Annotated in this window: 20 protein-coding genes and 1 pseudogene; 13 read left to right on the top strand and 8 right to left on the bottom strand. The window is 49.2% G+C overall.

The genetic code is table 11. The features are described 5' to 3' along the window. Window positions 1-15: 15 nt before the first annotated feature. From ACHLI0_RS14245 to ACHLI0_RS14205, 9 genes and pseudogenes are all read left to right on the top strand, one after another. Window positions 16-312, top strand: coding sequence for a hypothetical protein (locus ACHLI0_RS14245; protein ID WP_490749430.1), 297 nt, complete (start codon window positions 16-18; stop codon window positions 310-312). 1 nt (window position 313) lies between these two features. Then, window positions 314-496 (top strand): hypothetical protein, encoded by a 183-nt coding sequence (locus ACHLI0_RS14240; protein ID WP_490749429.1) that lies wholly within the window; start codon window positions 314-316, stop codon window positions 494-496. Continuing rightward, window positions 497-1,603 (top strand): conjugative transposon protein TraM, encoded by a 1,107-nt coding sequence (gene traM, locus ACHLI0_RS14235; protein WP_490749590.1) that lies wholly within the window; start codon window positions 497-499, stop codon window positions 1,601-1,603. A 41-nt stretch (window positions 1,604-1,644) separates the two neighbouring features. After that, the gene (gene traN / locus ACHLI0_RS14230) at window positions 1,645-2,538 is read left to right on the top strand and encodes a conjugative transposon protein TraN (RefSeq protein WP_490749428.1); all 894 of its coding nucleotides are present in this window, start codon (window positions 1,645-1,647) and stop codon (window positions 2,536-2,538) included. A gap of 4 nt (window positions 2,539-2,542) precedes the next feature. Further along, complete coding sequence (locus tag ACHLI0_RS14225; protein WP_490749427.1) at window positions 2,543-3,127, top strand: conjugal transfer protein TraO; 585 nt, start codon at window positions 2,543-2,545, stop codon at window positions 3,125-3,127. Between the two features lie 20 nt (window positions 3,128-3,147). Beyond that, window positions 3,148-3,620: pseudogene (locus tag ACHLI0_RS14220) on the top strand (TraQ conjugal transfer family protein). Window positions 3,621-3,635: 15 nt separating this feature from the next. Further along, entirely contained in the window at window positions 3,636-3,767 is a 132-nt protein-coding gene (locus ACHLI0_RS14215; protein ID WP_490749426.1) for a hypothetical protein, read from the top strand. 30 nt (window positions 3,768-3,797) lie between these two features. Beyond that, a complete protein-coding gene (locus ACHLI0_RS14210; protein WP_490749425.1) occupies window positions 3,798-4,100 on the top strand; it encodes a hypothetical protein in 303 nt (100 codons plus the stop codon). A gap of 472 nt (window positions 4,101-4,572) precedes the next feature. Further along, the gene (locus ACHLI0_RS14205) at window positions 4,573-5,031 is read left to right on the top strand and encodes a hypothetical protein (protein WP_490749424.1); all 459 of its coding nucleotides are present in this window, start codon (window positions 4,573-4,575) and stop codon (window positions 5,029-5,031) included. 241 nt (window positions 5,032-5,272) lie between these two features. Here ACHLI0_RS14205 and ACHLI0_RS14200 read toward each other — a convergent pair whose 3' ends face one another. From ACHLI0_RS14200 to ACHLI0_RS14170, 7 genes are all read right to left on the bottom strand, one after another. Further along, complete coding sequence (locus tag ACHLI0_RS14200; protein ID WP_490749423.1) at window positions 5,273-6,049, bottom strand: phage antirepressor; 777 nt, start codon at window positions 6,047-6,049, stop codon at window positions 5,273-5,275. Window positions 6,050-6,096: 47 nt separating this feature from the next. Further along, window positions 6,097-6,474: a hypothetical protein gene (locus ACHLI0_RS14195; protein ID WP_490749422.1), complete on the bottom strand. Its 378-nt coding sequence runs from the start codon at window positions 6,472-6,474 to the stop codon at window positions 6,097-6,099. Window positions 6,475-6,493: 19 nt separating this feature from the next. Next, window positions 6,494-6,937 (bottom strand): DNA cytosine methyltransferase, encoded by a 444-nt coding sequence (locus ACHLI0_RS14190; protein WP_490749589.1) that lies wholly within the window; start codon window positions 6,935-6,937, stop codon window positions 6,494-6,496. A 197-nt stretch (window positions 6,938-7,134) separates the two neighbouring features. Next, complete coding sequence (locus tag ACHLI0_RS14185) at window positions 7,135-7,512, bottom strand: hypothetical protein (RefSeq protein WP_490749421.1); 378 nt, start codon at window positions 7,510-7,512, stop codon at window positions 7,135-7,137. A gap of 3 nt (window positions 7,513-7,515) precedes the next feature. Continuing rightward, window positions 7,516-7,848, bottom strand: coding sequence for a helix-turn-helix domain-containing protein (locus ACHLI0_RS14180; protein ID WP_490749588.1), 333 nt, complete (start codon window positions 7,846-7,848; stop codon window positions 7,516-7,518). A gap of 1,017 nt (window positions 7,849-8,865) precedes the next feature. Further along, window positions 8,866-11,943 carry a chondroitinase family polysaccharide lyase gene (locus ACHLI0_RS14175; protein ID WP_490749420.1) on the bottom strand — a complete coding sequence of 1,026 codons (3,078 nt, stop codon included), beginning with the start codon at window positions 11,941-11,943 and terminating at the stop codon, window positions 8,866-8,868. 197 nt (window positions 11,944-12,140) lie between these two features. Continuing rightward, window positions 12,141-12,698 carry a hypothetical protein gene (locus ACHLI0_RS14170; RefSeq protein ID WP_008762925.1) on the bottom strand — a complete coding sequence of 186 codons (558 nt, stop codon included), beginning with the start codon at window positions 12,696-12,698 and terminating at the stop codon, window positions 12,141-12,143. Window positions 12,699-12,882: 184 nt separating this feature from the next. On the opposite strand from ACHLI0_RS14170, the gene ACHLI0_RS14165 reads away from it, so the two are divergent. Next, window positions 12,883-15,495, top strand: a complete 2,613-nt coding sequence (locus ACHLI0_RS14165) for a thioredoxin-like domain-containing protein (protein ID WP_490749419.1) — start codon at window positions 12,883-12,885, stop codon at window positions 15,493-15,495. Between the two features lie 5 nt (window positions 15,496-15,500). On the opposite strand, the gene ACHLI0_RS14160 is transcribed toward ACHLI0_RS14165, so the two are convergent. Further along, window positions 15,501-16,784: a DUF2851 family protein gene (locus tag ACHLI0_RS14160; RefSeq protein WP_490749418.1), complete on the bottom strand. Its 1,284-nt coding sequence runs from the start codon at window positions 16,782-16,784 to the stop codon at window positions 15,501-15,503. 83 nt (window positions 16,785-16,867) lie between these two features. Between ACHLI0_RS14160 and dapB the strand changes: the two genes are divergently transcribed. Genes dapB through lepB (ACHLI0_RS14145) form a run of 3 tightly spaced genes read left to right on the top strand, consistent with a single transcriptional unit; the run spans window position 16,868 to window position 20,128 of the window. Next, window positions 16,868-17,632: a 4-hydroxy-tetrahydrodipicolinate reductase gene (gene dapB / locus ACHLI0_RS14155; RefSeq protein ID WP_008762922.1), complete on the top strand. Its 765-nt coding sequence runs from the start codon at window positions 16,868-16,870 to the stop codon at window positions 17,630-17,632. A gap of 33 nt (window positions 17,633-17,665) precedes the next feature. After that, complete coding sequence (gene lepB / locus ACHLI0_RS14150; RefSeq protein ID WP_008767531.1) at window positions 17,666-19,147, top strand: signal peptidase I; 1,482 nt, start codon at window positions 17,666-17,668, stop codon at window positions 19,145-19,147. 42 nt (window positions 19,148-19,189) lie between these two features. Beyond that, entirely contained in the window at window positions 19,190-20,128 is a 939-nt protein-coding gene (gene lepB, locus ACHLI0_RS14145) for a signal peptidase I (RefSeq protein WP_011108765.1), read from the top strand. Window positions 20,129-20,134: the final 6 nt, after the last annotated feature.

The raw sequence follows: 20,134 nt of genomic DNA, 5'->3' as shown, positions 1-20,134 counted from the left end.
ACAATATCAGAAAAAATGGATATAAAATCAACAGCGAGGGAAAGGCTGAAGATATACCTGGAGGGCCTTTCCGAGAAACAGAGACGGGGCATCCTCGTGGCGATGCTGGTCTTCACCTGCATCGCATCGGGTATCGTCCTGCTGCGCGCCGCCGACCGGCTGACACCGGCAAGGGGACACATGGAGCTTCCTTTCGGGGAAGGCAGCCTCACGGATACCCTGCGCAGGCTGCCCGATCCCCTGAAAGGACAAGTAACAAGTATTTACCGGACCATTAAACAACCCCAGCAGAATGGAAAACAGGAAAAGTAACATGGAAGAAGAACACGTGCCCGCCGGGGAAGCCCCAGAAGGCACACGACCGACGGAAGCCGGTTTCGTCCCCTCCGAAGAGACAAAACCGGAAAAACGGCTTAACGGGGAGGAAATCCTGCGCCGCAGGAAATACATTGTCATACCGGTCTTCGTGCTGGTATTCCTTGCTGTACTCTACTGAATATTCGCCCCTTCTGGGGGCAGCGGGGAAACGGTGGCGGGCGGTTCCGGATTCAACGTGAACGTACCGGACCCGGCAGCGGTCCAACTGGAAGGGAATAAAACGGACGTTTATGAAAGACAGCAGGTCCGTCGCGAGAAAGACAGACGGATGCAGTCGCTTTCCGACCTTGCCGGAAGGTTGTTGAAAGGTAAGGGACAGACGGACAGCGTATCCGGTCCGGACGGAAGCATACGGCAGTCAGCGGACACTTACGAGAAGATCACAGACCAATTGGAAAGTTTCTATGAGACACCGCAGGGGACAGTCGATGGCACCCTGAAGGAAAAAGTGGACAAGCTGAGCCTCCGGCTGGAAGAGGCAGAAGCGGAAAACAGGCGTGCGGAATCCCGCGAGCGGATGATGGAACAGTCCTACCGGATGGCCGCTAGATATCTGAACCCCAAACCGGAAACCACGCCCGGCGAGACGGAGGAGGGAGAAAAGCCGGAGCCTGTCCCCGTCAGCAGGATGGAGAGTGAAACGACCTCCTCCCTGGAGCAGCCGCTAACGGATTCCACGTTTGTTGCCTCACTGGCCGTAGAGAGGAACTACGGTTTCAACACAGCGGTGGGCGGCAGCTACCGGATGGGGATAAACACCATCCCGGCCTGCATTTCCGAGAGCCAGACCCTCGAGCAGGGAGGACGGGTGAAGCTGCGCCTGCTCGAGCCCCTGCAGGCCGGAAGTGTCACCGTGCCGGCCAACAGCCTGGTGACCGGTACGGCCGACATCCGGGGGGAACGCCTGGACATCCTGGTAAGCAGCATCGAATATGCCGGGAATATCATCCCGGTAGAACTGGCCACATATGACATTGACGGGCAGCGGGGCATCTTTGTGCCGGGATCGGAAAGCTGGACGGCCGCCAAGGAAGTATTGGGGGACGTGAGCCAGGGCATGGGAGGCAGCATCTCCTTTGCTGGTTCCGCCGGGCAGCAGGTGGCGATGGACCTCACACGGGGTGTCCTGCAAGGCGGGACACGGTTCATCTCGCAGCGGGTCAAGGCGGTCAAGGTAAAGCTGAAGGCCGGGTACAAGGTGTTGCTGGTCACAAAAAAGCAATAATGACGTTTAATTGTAATCTTTTTTAAAAGCAATCATTCAAGATGAGAACATCCATTCTTTTAATCATGGCTGTGCTGGCGGGGATGACCTGCCGGGCGCAGGAGCACAAGCCGGAGGGCGGGGTCAGAATCCTGATCGCCGGCCAGCATATCACGCCTTACAGGATCGGCGTGCCGTTCAGCAAAACAGTGCATATCCTTTTCCCCTCAGATGTCCGTTATGTCGACCTGGGCAGCACGGACATCATCGCGGGCAAGGCGGACGGCGTGGAGAACGTGGTGCGCGTAAAGGCGGCCGTCCGGGATTTCCCCGGCGAGACAAACTTCTCGGTCATTACGGGCGACGGATCGTTCTATTCGTTCCTCGTCTCCTACGAGGAGGAGCCGGAAGCTTTGAACATCAACATGGACCGCCGGTTACCGGCGGAACCCTCCACAAGCGGGAGCACCGTCCGTGTGACCGAACTCGGCGAGGAGGACCCTTCGGTCATCGCCAGCCTGATGTACACCGTACACCGTCTGGACCGCAGGGACGTGAAGCATATCGGCTGCCGCCAGTTCGGGATGCAGGCCCTGCTCAAGGGCATCTATGTGCATAAGGACCTGCTGTTCCTCCACGTCTCGCTGGCCAATTCCTCGCATGTACCCTTCGACATCGACTTCGTGCGCTTCAAGGTGGTGGATAAGAAAGTAGCCAAACGTACGGCACAGCAGGAGACCTACATCAAGCCGGTGCGTGCGCTCAACGAACTGAGGCGTATAGAGGGCAAAGGGGAAGGACGCATCGTCTATGCTTTCCACAAGGTGGTCATCCCCGATGACAAGCTCATCGAGGTGGAGATTTACGAGAAAGGCGGCGGACGCCACCAGCGGTTCCATATCGAGAACAGCGACCTGGTGGATGCCAAACTGGTGGACGAACTAATAAAGGAATAATTCTATGGGGAAATATCTGTTTATAATGATATGCGCCTTCCTGTCCCTTTGGGCAGGCAAGGTTTCCGCTCAACGCTACCTGCCCGGGCAAACGGCGCTTGAACTGAGGCTGGGCGGTGTGGATGACTTCGGAAGGAACGTAAGGCACCTGAGGGGGAATTTTCAGGTCGGGCTGGCCCTGAGCCGTTACAACCGCAACCGCTCACGCTGGGTATTCGGTGCAGACTACGTGAAGAAACACTATGCCTATAAGGAGACGGCCGTTCCCAAGGAGCAGTTCACCGCGGAGGCGGGCTGTCTCTTCCCGTTCCTCTCGGACAGGGGCAGGAACGTGTTCCTCTCTGCCGGCCTGTTCGCGCTGGCCGGTTATGAGAGGGCAAACCGGAACGCCAGGCTCCTTTATGACGGGGCGACCCTGCTGCACAAGGGTGCCTTCATCTATGGCTTCGCCCCGGCATTCGAGATGGAGGCGTTCCTTACGGACCGCTGGGCCTTTCTTTTCAATGTCCGGCAGCGTGTCTTCTTCGGCTCGTCCGTAGGGCATTTCCATACGGTAGTGGCCGTCGGACTGAAATATATCATCGATTAATCTTTTAAGAACAGGAAACAATGAAATTAGGAACATTCATCATGGGATGCGCGCTGGCCTTGCTGGCGTGCACTCTTGCCGGCTGCAACGACCGTCTGGAGGTGCGGCAGGCATACGACTTCTCGCTCTCTTCCTGGTACCTGCAGGAAGGCATCGCACCTGATGAGACGGTGGAGATCCGTCTGACGCTTAACCGCGAGGGGATTACCGCGAGGTCCGTTACCGCATCGGATACATACAACTGGAGGGTGACGGCGAGGTGTTCGCTGCGGACGGTACCAGACTGGTGAACCGCGAGCTAACGGATCTCTCCGGCATCGCGGGGCTGGACACGACGGACATCCTCCGTCAGGTATTCACCCTCTTTTACCGGAACACGGGTGGGAACAATCCTGGGATCCGCTTCGTGGCGGTGGATAACTTCGGCGTGGAACGGACACTGGACATCCCGTTCTCCATCGAAGACAAAACAAATACGGAAACTGTCAAATAAAGAAAAACGGAAGCTATGACGGAACAGGAAAAATACGGCATGGAGCAGCTTGCCGAGTATCTGGACATGCGGATACGGAACGAGGAAAAAAGTATAAAGGAGAACCGGGATAAACTGGACCGGGATTACCTTTATCATTTTGCGTGAAACGGGGAGGAGCTGTTCAAGTCCCATTTCATGGTAAAGCAATACGGGGAACTCCGGCAGGTAATCAGGATGGCGGAAGCTCCCGGGAAGGTACATGGATATATACGGCATAAACGGGAGGAATGTCTGAAGGAGCTGGTCAGCGGGAGTATCCGCAGGCGTAGCACGAACGATATTTTCAATCTGGTACATACCTACCGGCTGGAATGTATGCAGAGACTGGTCAAGGATTATGCGGGCTTTGAACGGCTTCTGTCCATGAAAGCTCCCCAGAAGGAGATAAAAACGAAGAAGGACCCTGAAAGAAAGAGGCCGGACGGATTAAAGATGTAACGTATATGAGGCAGGAAAACTGGAACGTCCGCAAATTACGGAAATTGTTGGACAACAAGATCGCAGCCCTCGAGAATGTCATGCGCGAGGGGTTGGAGTCCGCCTCTACGGACTATTGCCGTTTCTTTGAGTGGAAAGCTGCGTACTTGTACAAGGGGGAGTTACTGCGCAGGCATTACCGCCTGTTACGTAATAAAGTCAGCCGGACGGATGACGTGGAGGATTTGAGGAGGTATTTCGGGGATATCGCGAGGTCCACAGGGAAAGGCTGGCGGGCGGAGCGCCGGCGGGAAGCGGCACCCACCCGATGGCGGATACCTGCCGCACGCTGTCGCTGGAATGCTCGCGGCAGGTGCTGAAAGATTGCATGGAATTCTCGCGTATCCTTTCCCTCGGACAGTAGGAAGATGAGGTGAAAAAGGAAAACAGACAACCCGTAAAACATAGGACAAACGGATTAAAACGATAAGGTATGGAAAGACAGAATCCAGGCATGGTCCGGTTTATGGACCGGCTGAATGAGAAAATGGAACTCCTGGACGAAAAAATCCAGAACAAGGCGGCAAAAGCCAGTGAGGATTACCTCTCCTTTTTCGAGTCACACGCGGAAGAGGCGTACAAGGAGTATTACCTGTACAAATGTTTCAGGGACTTGAGAAAGAAGGCAAGGGAATTGGGCAGTCCGGAAAAAGTGCTGGAGTATCTGAAAAAGAGGCAGAATGTCTGCTTGGACACGTTGCTCAGGCAGGACATCGCCGCCCGCAGTACAAGCCCGATGGCGCACACGCTGCGGCTCGAATGCGTCCAGCAGCTCGTGGAGGATTACGGGCATTTCATCCGGATACTTGCCGACACGCTCCGGCAGCAGGAGACACAACGGGACATTCGGACACTGCGGGAAAGGGAAAACCGGAGAGGACCTAAACTGTAAAGTCCTGCTTATCCTCGGTGGGTATAATAAAAATCAAGTTAAGTCATTGATAATGAGAATTGTAAAACGTAGTGTAAAACATTGGGGGGCCTATCTGGGAGCGGGTACGGGAACCTGCCTGTGGAAAGCGGGGCATCCGGCAGGCACATCTTGACAGGCCGGGTGCCGGAACGGATATATCAAGGGCTGTTCTCCCAAATAACGGGGAACAGCCCTTTTTGCTGCCGTCAGTGGCGGATGGTTAGAAGACGGGCAGGTGGATGAAGAGGCAGTGGATGAACAAGCGGCCCTTCTCAGTCCACACCGTATGCATGGCCGTGCCGGTTTCCCCGCTGCGGTTCTGCCATCTGTGCGTATGGGTCCGTGTATATCCTTCCTTCTGATAGCGGGCGGTAAGCAGCCAAGTACCGGACTGGCGAAACTGGATGCCGAGAGCCTTGAGCCTGAGATTCAGTTCCCTGCCGCTCATGCCAAGTTCCTTGGCGATCTGTGTAGGCGTATAGGTACTTGATGAACGCAGTACCTCATCGAAGTAACGTATCTTGGGGGCTTGTAAACCCAATCTCAGGGTATTCAGGGCATTTTCCCTTTTCAGTTCGGATATGTGCCGGTCACGCTCCTTCAGCTTGTTTTCCGCCAGCATCAGGGCGCGTGAAAGCAGTTCAGCGTCCGTTTCTCCCTTTTTCCCCAGCAGATAGCCGCCCTCTTTCAACGTGCGTGGTACCAGCTCGTCAAAAACCCAGCTCTCGAACCTCTCGGCTGATGACAGACGGCTGCCGGCTATCAGACGATACAGGTTCCCCTCGTCGATGAATTTCACCTTCTGCCGTCCGCCCGCCGTAGGGATATCGTAAAGTTCGACACCCTTTGTCTTACAATGGCGGGTAATGGCATCATTGGAGTTCACGTAACCGAGGGCCTGTGCCACGTCAGCGGCACAGAACCACATTTTTCTTTCATTCTCTATGGTCCGGACCTTGCCGAACTGCGGATGTTCCGCAATAATTAACGTATGCATATCATGTTATTTATAGGTTGATTCTATCGCTTTGAATATCTCATGGATTACCTGAGGGACGATGGCGTTTCCATATCCCTTGACGGACTGCTGCCGCCAGGAAGAAAAGGTAATACCGTCCAACTGACGGGGAACCCCATCATCTCGGCCACAAACAGGGGATTGAGTTGAAAACTTCTCCCAGTTTGGGCAAAGAAATCGGGAAGGCTCCCCTGCTGCGGGTTCTTGCCCTTCCTCTCGAAGTTCTCCAGCGTCGGGGCACCCTTCCAATCCCTTGCTGTCGGGGTCGGGAGCAGGCCGTAAAAGTCCAGGAAATCGACCAGGCCGTTGGGGTTCTTCTCCCCGTCCTCCGACTCGTGCATCGACACGCGGCCCTGCCGCTTCCATCTCTCCACCCGCTGCCAGTGGTGTATCTCCATCGCCATGGGAGTGGGAAGCAACCCTTCACGGACGACTTCCGGAAGCCCCTTCTGCGCGCTGCCCGCTCCCCGTGTCTTGAAGTCCGAAGCCATCGGAGTGGGCAACAAACCATACACGGTCCCTTCTGTGCGGGGCACCGACGGCACAAGCCGGAATAAGTAACGGTTGGACGGTATATCCTTCACGCTCAAGATCTCCCGCGATGGTCTCCACGACGTATTCCTCCCGCTTGCGGTATACAGGCTGAGCCTTTCCGAAAAGAGAGGGCTGATATCCCACGTGAGTCTCCTTACCGGGCTGTACCATCGTGAGGATGCCACCAACGTTCTCACCAACAACCCAATCGGGCCGGATCTCGTGAATGGCACGGAGCATGTGAGGCCAGAGGTAACGGCTGTCCTCCGCACCTCTGCGCTGGCCGGCGACAGAAAACGGCTGGCAGGGGAAACCTCCTGTAAGAACGTTGATCCGTCCCCTTCACTGCCGAAAATCCGTAGTTGTAATGTCTGTATAACTTTCTGCATGGTTGAACCAGTAATTTAAAATCCTGTTACAAAATTCATCTATCTCACAATGGAAGGCGTTACGCCATCCCATTCATTCAGCAGCGAGATCCGCCGCTCCGAACCCGCTGAAAAGCGAGGCGTGTACCAGCTGTCCCATATTTATTGTCTGATTGAAGGTTCCGTTTCTTTTTTTTCTTTCTCCGCCACTTCCAGAATGAAGGCTTTCTCATCTATCTTCCGGTAGACACTCCCCATCTCAAGCATGTTCTTGAGCCGGAGGACGTCGGTGATTTCATAGACTGTCATGCCGTTCCGGTAGACGAAGCGGATGTAGCCTTTCTGTCTTTGTCTTTCCACTTCCTCACGGCTCATTTGTAGCAGTTCGCAGATTTCCTTCAATGTGAAGGTCAGCCGTACTTCCTTCGTCGCGCAGGCATAGGCCAGGATACTCAACATCTGCAGGCATTTGCGATGCGCTTTGACAAGAGACGCAAACTTGTTGCGCTCGATCATGATGACTTTACTTTGATTTTCCATCTTCTATGATTTTTTTACGGGTTTGTTATTTCTGATGTCCGAACTTTCGTCCCTGTATTCCTCACGGAGAAACCGGTATACATCGGAAGCCCAGAAGTATACCTTGCCGCTCAGCTTGAAATAAGGCAGCTTGCCTGAGTTACGCCAGCGGATGAGGGTCCGGTCACAGACTTTCAGCTGCAGGCGCATGTCGCGGCTGTCCAGCATCTGTTTGCCATTAAAGCTGGTCATGGCATCCAGTGCCGTTTCCAGCCGGGTGATGAGCTCCCGCTGCTCGGAGAAGCTCTTCTGGATTAATGCTTTCAGCATTTCGATGTCTTCATTTCCTGCTTCCATCTTTTGTTCTTTTTCGTTCATCATTTATCCTTCTTTCTGCCGCAAAGTTTGGGAAAAAAGAAAGGTAAAAATAGGGCTGACGGATACCGCCAGCCCTATCTTTTATCTGTAATACACTTATTATCAATACCTATTTCTTTTATTTTTTTTGTTTGCCCGAATAAAACGTGGCAGGATTGGAAGTTGTCTTTAGATTTAAAAAAGTATCAATATGCCTTCGGATTTCCAATAAAAAAAGGACCAGCAAATAATGCCAGTCCTCAATAAAAAGTTTTCGATTGATTTGTTGCACTCGAAAATATTGACTATCTTTGTGATAGAGATATTTGAAATTATGCAGAGAAACGTAATATGCAGCAAGACTTTTGCTACTAATGTGTTACCTGTTACCTTTGAATTTAACCCTTACTTTTTGATTTTCAAAAAGATAAAATCAACCACTTAGATTTAAGGAATGAAACTAAAGGTTTCAAGGCGCGAAACCAAAAGTTTCGCCCCATGAAACAACCTGGAGAAATACTCGATTAGGATGATTTGACCGCCCGATCCGATGAACTCAACCGTATCAGTTGTTTCAATTAATCTGTTTTTTCAGGAAGCATTAAATCATTTATTAGTCAATAATGGATGATCTCTCAGTCATTAATAGCTGATTTCTCAATTATTAATGGCTGAGAGATCAAACGTTAACAGTTGAGAAATCAGCTATTAACATCCTGTAAGTCAAAAGATAACATTGTAGAAATGAGACAGATCAGGATGAGACAGAGTGAGAGCAACCGTTTGCCCTCATACCTGCCACCACAGTTGCTACCACACCGAAAACCACGATGAATAAAGGGATACAGGTCATCTGTTAGAGCATGAGAGCAAAAACGGCTATCAAATCACTGTGGAGAGCCTAAGCTGATATGTAGGCTCCTCAGCTTTCATTGCTGCTATTACAGCCGATTCCTTTGGCCGTAAATGCTCTAGGGGGGATCTGATTATTCAGATAGCATAGCACAGAACAAAAGATTATTTCTCCAATTCTACCTCATAGCTGGCTCCATCCTTACAGAGGAAGCGGAGTACCGTTTGTTTTTTATCCTCGGATACCACCTTGCAGTAAGGAGTCTCCGCTACCTTCCACCTGCCTTTCAGAGTTACCGTCACAGGAATCTCACCACTTTGATTGTCAATCCACGGGCGGGAATAGATGCTGCGTTCCATACGTTTTCCGTCTTTATCGAAAGCCTCATCACTCGGACCACGATACAATGCCAGATCCGGTTGAGCTACAGTCAATAATACTTTATCAGCAGATTCCTTACGGACCATCACTAAGCAGGACGTATCCGTACGCTGCAACAATCCACCGGGAAGCAGTGACTGGGGAGTTTCAAAAAGCACATAAGAAGTTATCCTGTCCGAAGGCGATTCAAGGATATGTGCATTCCGGTCTTGCTGTAATACGCTGTAGGCAGGTTTCTTTGCAAAGGCAGTCATCGTCTTCCGGTCGGTTCCCGGCAGAATGGCATATTCGTAGCTTCCCGCTTTCGGTGCTTTCCCATGGTCGATAATCAATGATACCCAGTCTCCTTTCGTTTCTTTGCCTGTATCCTGCATACGGGAGTATTGCGGAAAGTTTTTCTCGAATCTTGCAGCAACCGGCACATAATATCCGGTACCCAGATGATCCATCCATACTTTTCCTTCACCCGCATTATTCTTCCAATAGTCATGTGCCGCTTTATCTGTCACCGCCAGTTGGAAGATGGTCGTCTCCGTTGGATAATCCGTGTTTGTATTCTCGATATCCGAGCCCAGACAAACGATCATTCCATCGATGAAATGGTAGGATTTTCGCGCACGATGTGTTCCGTTATACTTATCGTGTTCGTGCAGCTTCATTCCGAAGTTGCCATTCATCTTTCCTTGTGACAGGCCGCCGGCAAAGGCTTCATCCGAATAAAGCATCTCTTCCATTCCGGAGAATGTATCTACATTCAGCACGTTGGCTTTGAGCAGGTCCAGCGGGAGATGGATGGAAGTCACTCCCGGAATACGGTTCCAGTCGAAACCTTCCTGCTGCCATCCGCTGGTGGCGGGAGTCACTGTCTGTCCCGAAGGTGCTGTCAGTATCTGGAGACTTCCATGTGCCAGATAACGTCCATAGAGATTGTGTCCCAGATAATGTTCGGCAGCCCAAAGGTAGCGCGAATGTCCGCGTGCCACAGCCGACCAGTTTTCACGCCGTTGCACAGATACACAGCCATAGCCCAGCGAGAGATTACCCTGCGGATCGGGTTCGGCACGAAAACCGTTCTCTACCAGTCGTTTGGCAATCTTACGCTCCTGAGCGTTCGAAACTTTCGGCATATATTCCGGTGCCTGTTCCGCAGAAGAGGAATCGGAAGATACGAGACGCAGGTAGGCGGATGCCATCTCTTTATCAAAATCGCCCTTTCCATCGGGAGTTCCGGCAATTGCCATTATCGCATAGTGCATGGGAACTAATTTCCCCTTTCCATCGGGATGGCGCCCGGACATAGACAAGGGAAAGTTCAGTTTATTGCAGTAGAAACGCATGGCAAGCAGGACATCTTTGACTGTCCGGTGTGCCAATTCGGAAACGGCAAGGCTTGTCCGACTGAAAAGATATATCATATTCGTTGCCCCGTCCAGTCCTCCAACGGCATAGGCAGGATAGTTATTACGGTGATGGAAAGCTCCTCCGTCCACTTTGAAAGAACCGGCCAGTCCCGGTGCAGGACGGCAACCGTAGTCAATCCATCGGGAGAAGGATTTCAAGTATTGCAGCTTCTCCGGTGTGTCTTCCATCATCAGAATGCTTGCGATACGCCCGGTGGTTTGTGTATTGAAAGAATCCATGTCGATTCCGTTGCCTTCCGGCTTGGGATATACTTCGTTGGTGATGGCATACCAACGCAACGTACGCTCCGCTTCGAGCAGTTTTCCTTCTTCCCGCAATACATCTTTCATCAGGAAATAAGCCGGATAAAGTCCGCGCACGCTATATCCGTAATGATGAATATTGCCCCAGCAACTACCGTAAGCCACTCCCTGATCGGTGATATGGTCGTACATCGCAAGAAATTTCCGCCTCATCTCCTTGCGGATCGGTGATCCTGCCTCACTGTTATTGTAAGCCACGGCAATCCGTTTCATTAAGTCAAAATAGGCACGCATCTCTATTCCCATCTTGGTCAGCATATCCTTGTCCCAGTCCGGAATCATCCGTTCGTAGGCTTCGGAAGCACGCACCATGAAAACGGGCACTCCGGACACTTGCCCGTCCTTATAGGTTATCTGATAGAGGTCGTATTTCTTACGGATGGTTTCGGCTTCTTTCTCCGTCACCTTCCCTTTGGTATAGATCATGTCACGGAAACGATTTTCCAGCAGTTTCATTTCCTGCCGCTGCTTGTCGCTTACGGGAGTCAGTTCGATGTCCGGTTTCAGGAGGGAGTGTTTGTAGAGTACCAGCCAGTGATTGGTAGTGCCGGCATTGACAAAGGGGACTTGCAGATCGGCTGTCTGCTGACGGGCATCCACCTTTGTCGCAGTGATCAGATGATCGATGAAAAGGCGTCCTTTTGCATTGGGAGCCACGATGCGGAGCTCGTTCATTCCTTCTTCCGGCGTGCCTTGCATATCGCGTTCATAGCAGACCCATGCCGCACGCCAGCCTTTGAAATTGATGCCGAAAGGGAAAGAAACGCACTTACGGCCGTCTTTCAGAAATTCAAACTCGATAGCAGCGTCCTGAGGCTGCTCATTGTATATCCATACGATGAAAGCGGAAAGATACAGGTCTTTCCCTGTCGGGTCCTTCTTTTCAAACTTCAGGTCTTTCCGGAGTTCCAGTCTCCCGTTCGGTTCGAAGGTCCATTCCAACGAATGTTTCCCGTCTTTATAATGTGCACCGGATATGCCTAACTGAGACTGAACACCGGTTATACAGGCAGGTAACTGCGGCTCTTCAAAAGAGAACATCCGCTCATCCGTAACTATCTGCGCATTGAGGAATGCCGGACAGAGAAAAGACAATATCAGCATTGTCACTGACAGAGTAAAAGATTGCTTTATCATAGAATATATCGTTTTAGGTCCGATGGTAAATCGGTTTATCATTAGCCGGTATTTACAGAGAAGATCACCTGTTCATCTTCCGAATGCAAAGAAACCCCTCTTTTGTTGGAAAGAGGGGTTCAAATCGTACAAAATAGTTCAAATTATGTGCTATATCTTATAGATAATGACCGATATGCTCTCTGCCGGTCCTGCTTTTAAGGGTGAAGTTCTTTAAAAGCCGCATTCTCTTCCTGCACGTGCTGAATGGTTTGTTTCAGCTCTGCAATCGGCAAATCATATCCATACCAGCCGGTATAACAATCTACTACATACCATTTTCCATCGGGCAGCAGTTCGAACTCCACACGTAAGTCGATCTCCGATTCTTCGTATCCCGCCTCAAATACCTTATGCGCCGGTTCGTTCAGCGTAAACTTAGATACATAAACACCGCCCTCTTCCTGAGTGATACGTTCTTCTTTCAGCGTTTCACTGTCCAGCAACGGCCACTTTTCCTTCGTAAAAGGGAACGTTTTCTCAGTTTCCCCGTCATCCGCCAATAAAGTAACCGGCGTTTTCAACGGAAACTTGACACGAGTATACTGAAACGCCGCACTGGAAGTAAACTTATCCAGAAACGACTTGAAATCTTCTCCTGTCTGTGCTGCTTCACTTTCTACTTTCGCCCTGGAGCTATTGCCACAGGAAATAAATGAAATACCTGCCAGCAATGACATGACCATCAAACAGCATGCAAACTTCTTAGCTCTCATAACACGATATAAATTAAGAGTTTAAAATAACGCTGCAAAGATAATGACAAGTTCAATATCTTGATACGAATCGGGAAGAAAATAGTTAAACTACTACAAATAATAAACTTACCACACCTCATTATTCCGGTATTAAAATACCTTTGTCATAAATCGAAATACTAACTTAAATAAAAACACACCTATGAGACACCCCCACTGTTTTCTCCTGATAGGTCTTTTGCTTTTATGCAGCACACAGACTATCGCTTTCGCCCAATCCGGCACTTATCAGACAATTCCCGAATCTTTGCGAGGCTACTGGCAATTTAAAGCAGACAATGTATCTGACTGGAACGGTCCGCTCATCGGAGAGAATTTCGTAGAGAACTATTACGTCGTTTTCTATGCCGAACAGATAAAACAGGAAGCTGACGGCAGCTACTTCTTCCATTTACGCAATCAGAAAGGAGATACGACGGAATTCCGTATCACACCTACCGGTAATGACGCTGCCACCATCTGGTACAAAGGCTGGAAAGAGCCGAAGAACTGTATCCGCAAGCAAGTCCCCGACCATACGGAACCGCTCACTCCCCTTACATTGCCCGACCGTGTTTATCAGAAATGGGTGAAAGGATTATCCGGAAAAGTAATCTACGAATTCACCCGTGACGGAAAACTGCTCTATGACGGAAAAACATGGGATATCTTATCGGCCGGATATTTTCTCAATAAAGAATATCGGCTGCTCGTCAAAAGCGGAGAAGCGTACAAACTGCTTTACCTCAGCTTCCCCCTGCCGAAAACAATGAACGTAGCCGCTGAACTGCAAAATGAAAAAGTCTCTCCCATCGCCTCACGCCCTGAAATATATGCTTTCGCCGGATGTTGGATCAATCAAGCGACCGGAGACTGGCGCATCGGATTCTTCGAAGACTTTGCTGTCTACCAATGTCAATTTTGGGATTATGAGTCGATAAACACCCAAAAGAATCGAACCACCATCATCCTGAAAAATGGAACAGAACAACTGAAAGTACGTTTAACTCGTAAAGATGAAACATCCTGCACCCTGTCTGTCGGAAAAGAAAAGGCACAGACATATATTCTTTGTAACGACAAGTATCTGCCCGATTATCCGATAGCTGATACCACTCCTTTCGTAGACAATGGTTATCAAACGGATAGCGTGACTCTCATCGGATACCTGCGTAACCTGCCTTCGACACGTCCTTTCGGAGTAGACGTACCGGATATGATCACCAATAATGAAGAAGAATATACAACCGAAATCGACTCACTGGGAAGGTTCACCCTCCGTTTCCCTGTATTGAACAGCCACAACGTGTTCATCGATTGGGGACGTACTACTATCTGGACATCCGTAGAGCCGGGAGAGACCTATTTCCTCTATGTGGACTTCGCTGACAAAAAGAAATTAGTAATGGGAGAAAAGGCACGTATCCTCAACGAACTGCTGGCCCACGAAGGACTCAGTGAATATATCGGCTACGACGAAGGAGAAAAAATGGAAAATATGGAATATTTGCAAAAGACGCAGGATATCATCCGTCATAAATCAGAATATCGTGCAAAGATACTCAATGATCATCCGCTTCTCTCGCACAAGTTCCGCTATTACACAGAACAGGAAATCCGCTACAACGCTGCACGCGACCTGATGCAGCGCCGCTTTTCGGTAGACCGTAACAAGCAGGAGCATCTGCAACCGGAATTTATGAGTTATGTAGACTCCGCACTATATCCCCGTCCGGTAAAGCCTTATACGCTTCTCAGAGATTATGGTTCTTTCCTGCGGGATTACGTCGGATACATAACGGACATTGCTCCCGCTTCTTCGAACAGGTTGACCGTGACTCCTCAAAAGATGGAAATGCTCTATCTTAAATTTGAAAGGGACGGAAAGATTCAGCTATCACAAGAAGAAAAAGACGCATTACACGCCTTCAGTAACTTCGAACAAGAAATTGAAAAAATGAAAGCTGCGAATACGGCTGACTCACTGACAATGGCTGCCTACAACAAAAAGATGGAACCGAGCATCAAAACAATACAGAGCCTCGTAGACAGAGACGAAATTCTCAATGAATATATGATGGGAAACTTACTCGCTAACTCCATCAATCGTACCCTTGCTATCATCGATTCCCTGCAAATGGACGCAAAATTAAAGGAAATACTAAAGACGAATTGCTATTATGAGATGTTGCAGCAGACTCACAAAGAATTGCCGGACAGCCTCATCAGTAAATTCAAAGCAGAAGTTTCTAATCCTTCCCTACAGGCTTATGTATTAAATCAACAAGGGATATACGAAGAAATATCCCACAAGGCCATCGAATATCCCGAAAGCCTGATGCCTAACGAACCTCTGGCAGAGATCACAGACGGAGAACAATTATTCCGCAAAATCATTGAGCCTTATAAAGGGAAAGTGGTTTATCTGGATGTATGGGGCACCTGGTGCGGTCCGTGCAAGGACATGATGCAATATGCAGGAAGCGCCAAGAAACTGTTTGAGGGAAAAGACGTGATATTCTTATATCTCTGCAACCATTCCTCGGACAAATCGTGGAAAAACATTATCAAGGAATATGGACTGACCGGCAAAATTGCCGTCCACTATAATCTGCCCGATGAGCAGCAAAGGGCTATTGAGACGTTCCTGCAGGTTCGCTCCTTCCCCACCTATATGTTGATAGACAAGGAAGGAAACATCGTAAACCGTGACGCCCCCAGACCCAACAGGGAAAATGATCTTCTCAATGCAGTCTATAAGTTATTAGAGAAATAAACGACTCATTTCTTCCGCAAATACTCGTATCCGAAACGGCAAAAGAGACATTTCCGTTTATCACAATACTCTTTGCGGAGCTGTATCAATGCCTGGCTATCTGCCGCCGAACCGACCGGTAGCCCGGCATCTCCCCACGACCGGATAATATGGTTATTCTCCGCTTTCAACTCTTCCAGAAAACGTCCGGCACGATCGCACATACGCTCATCGGTTCTATGCAGACCATAAGCATATAAGAAAGGAACAACGGTATTAATCACAATCAAGTTCTGTGACTTCTCTCCCATCGATTTCTCTCTTTGCGGAGAAGGCCGGCCGAATATATAATGATTATCCCAATATGCAGAAGCATGAGTAGACAGTAATTGACGCACTTCCGGCAAGGTTTCTGCCTCCATCATCTGCGAAAAGAGCTTATCAACTTTCTGATACAAGTAGGCCAACTGTGCTAACCGGATATGAGGAAAGTTTTCCGGACGAAGCCTCAAAAAACGCCATAAACCGGCATCCATCACCTGAGTTATTTCAAACTTCCGTTGCAGATAGCGAAATTCCTTACGAAGCCGGAGACTATACTCATCTTCCTGCTCCTTCTTTAAAAACGCCTCCTCCAGCAAACCGGCCTGCCCGAAGAAAAAAGCCTCTATCTGAAACAGATCATTCCGATGCTTGTCTATCGCCCGGAACGGAAGCAGTCCTGCCCACGTCTCAAAAGCATCGCCATTCAAGCCGAAACCGAAATTACGGGCAAGAGTGATAAAGAAGGCATCTTCCCAATGACGGTCACATCGTTCCAGCCGGTCGGCAATTTGCCTTGCTTTTTGCTCCAGTCGTTCGGTCTGAAGAGCCGTCAGCCAGGAGTGAATCGTTAATTTGGATAAAGAGCTGATGATGGAATAGCAAGCAGGATATTGGTCGGCAATGCAGAGTTCATGATAATGGGTTTGTACATTCTCGGGACAGGTCAATAGCAGTTGGGGGATTTGCTCACCGTTGGAACGGGTTACTTCGGCATCTGCCTCGGCCACCACATGCAGAATCACAGAATCGTATGCTTTATCATGGTCGTGACCGTGACAGTACCAGTCTGAAGAATGAGTATGTATCTCTATATTTCCCACCCACAATGTACCGTCTATCTTCAGCTTCGCATTAAAGAAGTCGGGACCGGCATCAGGGTTCTGCAGTCCTGAATCGATAATTTCTACCAGTAAGCCTTTGGTGGTTTGCAGTATTTTGAGAGGGAATAATTTATGTTTCCACACATAGTGGAGAAGGTGTTCCATGTTAACAGAAAGTTAATGTGCACTGCAAATGTAATAAAAATCTTATCTTTGCGACTATTATTTTGAATATAAGTCAGAAAACAATGAAAATAGCGTTGATCGGTTATGGAAAAATGGGCAAGGAACTTGAAAAGGCAGCCCTTAGTCGCGGACACGAAATTGTCTGCATTATTGATGTTGATAATCAGGAAGACTTTGAGTCGGAAGCATTCAAGTCCGCCGACGTAGCCATTGAGTTCACCAATCCGATGGTAGCCTACAGCAATTATATGAAAGCTTTCAAAGCCGGAGTCAAATTAGTATCAGGCAGTACAGGATGGATGGCGGAACATGGCGAAGAAATCAAAAAGCTATGTACCGAAGGAGGAAAAACCCTTTTCTGGTCGTCCAACTTCAGCCTTGGAGTAGCTATCTTCTCGTCTGTCAACAAGTATCTGGCAAAAATAATGAATCAATTCCCCGGTTATGACGTCACCATGAGCGAGACGCATCATATCCATAAACTGGATGCACCCAGCGGCACTGCCATCACACTGGCTGAAGGCATACTGGAAAACATGGACCGCAAAGACAAATGGGTAAAAGGAACGCTCCTTGCACCGGACGGTACCGTCAGCGGCACCGACGCCTGCGCCTCCAACGAGTTTCCTATCGACTCGATCCGTGAAGGAGAGGTTTTCGGCATCCATACCATCCGCTACGAGTCAGAAGTAGACAGCATTTCCATCACGCACGATGCCAAGAATCGCGGCGGCTTTGTATTGGGAGCCATCCTTGCTGCCGAATACACGGCCCAACATGAGGGATATCTGGGCATGAGTGATTTATTCCCATTCTTAAACGAATAAGGCTTCAAAGCCACTATCAAACGAATATAGATTATGAGACAAGCCACACGCACACAATGGATCAAATGCACCATTGCTATTCTCCTTTATCTCGCCTTCCTCATCTGGGTACGCAGTTGGTGGGGGCTGATTGTCGTTCCTTTCATCTTCGATATTTATATCACCAAGAAAATACCCTGGTCATTCTGGAAAAAATCGAAGAATCCTACCGTTCGTAATGTTATGAGCTGGGTAGATGCCATTGTCTTTGCATTGGTTGCTGTCTACTTTGTCAATATCTACATTTTCCAAAACTATCAGATTCCTTCCTCGTCTTTGGAAAAGTCATTGCTGGTAGGCGACTTCCTGTACGTCAGCAAGATGAGTTACGGGCCACGTGTGCCGAATACGCCGCTTTCCATGCCGCTGGCGCAACATACATTGCCTATTTTAAATACCAAATCATATATCGAATGGCCTCAGTGGAAATATAAAAGAGTTCCCGGGTTCGGAAAAGTGAAACTCAATGACATTGTTGTCTTCAACTTTCCTGCCGGTGATACGGTAGCGCTCAACAATCAGCAAACAGATTTCTACTCTATAGCTTACGGTGAAGGTCAGCGCCTGTATCCCAAGCAGATAGAGATGGACAGTCTGACACGCCAGCAGCAACGTGCTGTTTACGATTTGTATTATAATGCCGGTCGCCAGCAGATTCTATCGAATCCGCGTGTTTACGGAGAGGTCGTTTATCGTCCGGTAGACCGCCGTGAAAACTATGTAAAACGCTGTGTCGGTCTGCCCGGAGATACGCTGCAGATCGTAGACGGTCAGGTCATGATTGACGGCAAGGCTATCGAGAATCCCGAAAATCTGCAGTTCAACTACTTCGTACAGACCACAGGCCCGTATATCACGGAAGATATGTTCCGTGAATTAGGCATCAGCAAGGCAGACCAGACATTGTATGATGATTCTTCATGGGAAGAAACCTTCAGACAGATCGGACTGGACAATCGGAATGCACAAGGAAAGATGGCTCCTATTTATCATCTTCCGCTGACGAAGAAAATGTACGAAACATTGTCCGGCAACAAAAAGCTCATCAGCAAGATCGTCATGGAACCGGAAGAGTATGCCGGACAGATGTACCCGCTCAACTTACATACCAAATGGAACCGTAACAACTACGGTCCGATCTGGATTCCCGCCAAAGGTGCTACTATCACTCTGACTGAAGATAACCTGCCTATCTACGAACGTTGTATTGTCGCTTACGAAGGTAATAAGCTGGAGATCAAGCCGGACGGTATTTATATCAACGGCGAGAAAACCGATCAATATACCTTTAAGATGGACTATTACTGGATGATGGGCGACAACCGCCACAATTCTGCGGACTCCCGTTATTGGGGATTCGTTCCTGAAGACCATGTAGTAGGTAAACCTATCGTTGTATGGCTGTCACTTGACAAAGACCGCGGATGGTTTGACGGAAAAATCCGTTGGAACCGCCTCTTCAAGTGGGTAGACTAATAAGGATACAGACGTGATAGAGTGATAAGGTGATAGAAATTGATGAACATTCGTAAATTCAAATGGATATTCGCATTCGCCGGAGCAATAGCCGTCGTGCTTCTGCTCCGGGGATTCGCTTTTACATCCTGCCTTATCCCTTCCACCGGTATGGAGAATTCACTTTTTCAGGGTGAACGTATTCTGGTCAACAAATGGAGCTACGGCCTGCGGGTTCCGCTGATGTCACTGTTCTCATATCACCGCTGGTGCGAGCGATCTGTCCGGCAACAAGATGTTGTAGTCTTTAATAATCCCGCCGCTATCGGGCAACCGACTATTGACCGAAGAGAAATCTATATCAGCCGTTGTATCGGTACTCCCGGTGATACCCTGCTTGTCGATTCCCTTTTCTCCGTATCCTCTCCCGAAGCGCAACTCAATCCGGACAAGAAAAGGCTCTACACCTATCCCGCTGCCAAAGAGCAGTTGATCACTTCGCTTATGCAAACCCTTTCCATCACCAACGACGGACTGATGGGAAGTAATGACAGTACTCATGTCCGCAGTTTCAGCCGCTATGAATATTACTTACTGGAACAAGCGATCAGCGATCAGAACTGGATTCAGCCTTTGACGGAAAAGAGCGAAAAAGAGCTTAAACCGCTCATCGTTCCCGGCAAAGGGAAAGCACTACGAGTATATCCGTGGAATATCACATTGCTGCGAAATACCCTCGTGATGCACGAAGGCAAACAGGCGGAAATAAAGAATGATACGCTTTATATCGACGGAAAACCCACACAGCATTGTTTTTTTACCAAAGATTACTACTGGATGGCTTCCAACAATAGTGTCAATCTGTCCGATTCACGTCTGTTCGGATTCGTTCCGCAAGACCATATTATCGGGAAAGCATCACTAATCTGGTTCTCTAAAGAAAAAGGAACGGGAATCTTTGACGGATACCGATGGAATCGCTTCTTTCAGTCTGTAAAATAATTCACA

The organism is Bacteroides sp. RCH18 (assembly GCF_058231005.1).
The sequence above is the reverse complement of the archived record's forward strand: the minus strand, read 5'-3'. Positions and strand labels throughout refer to the sequence as shown.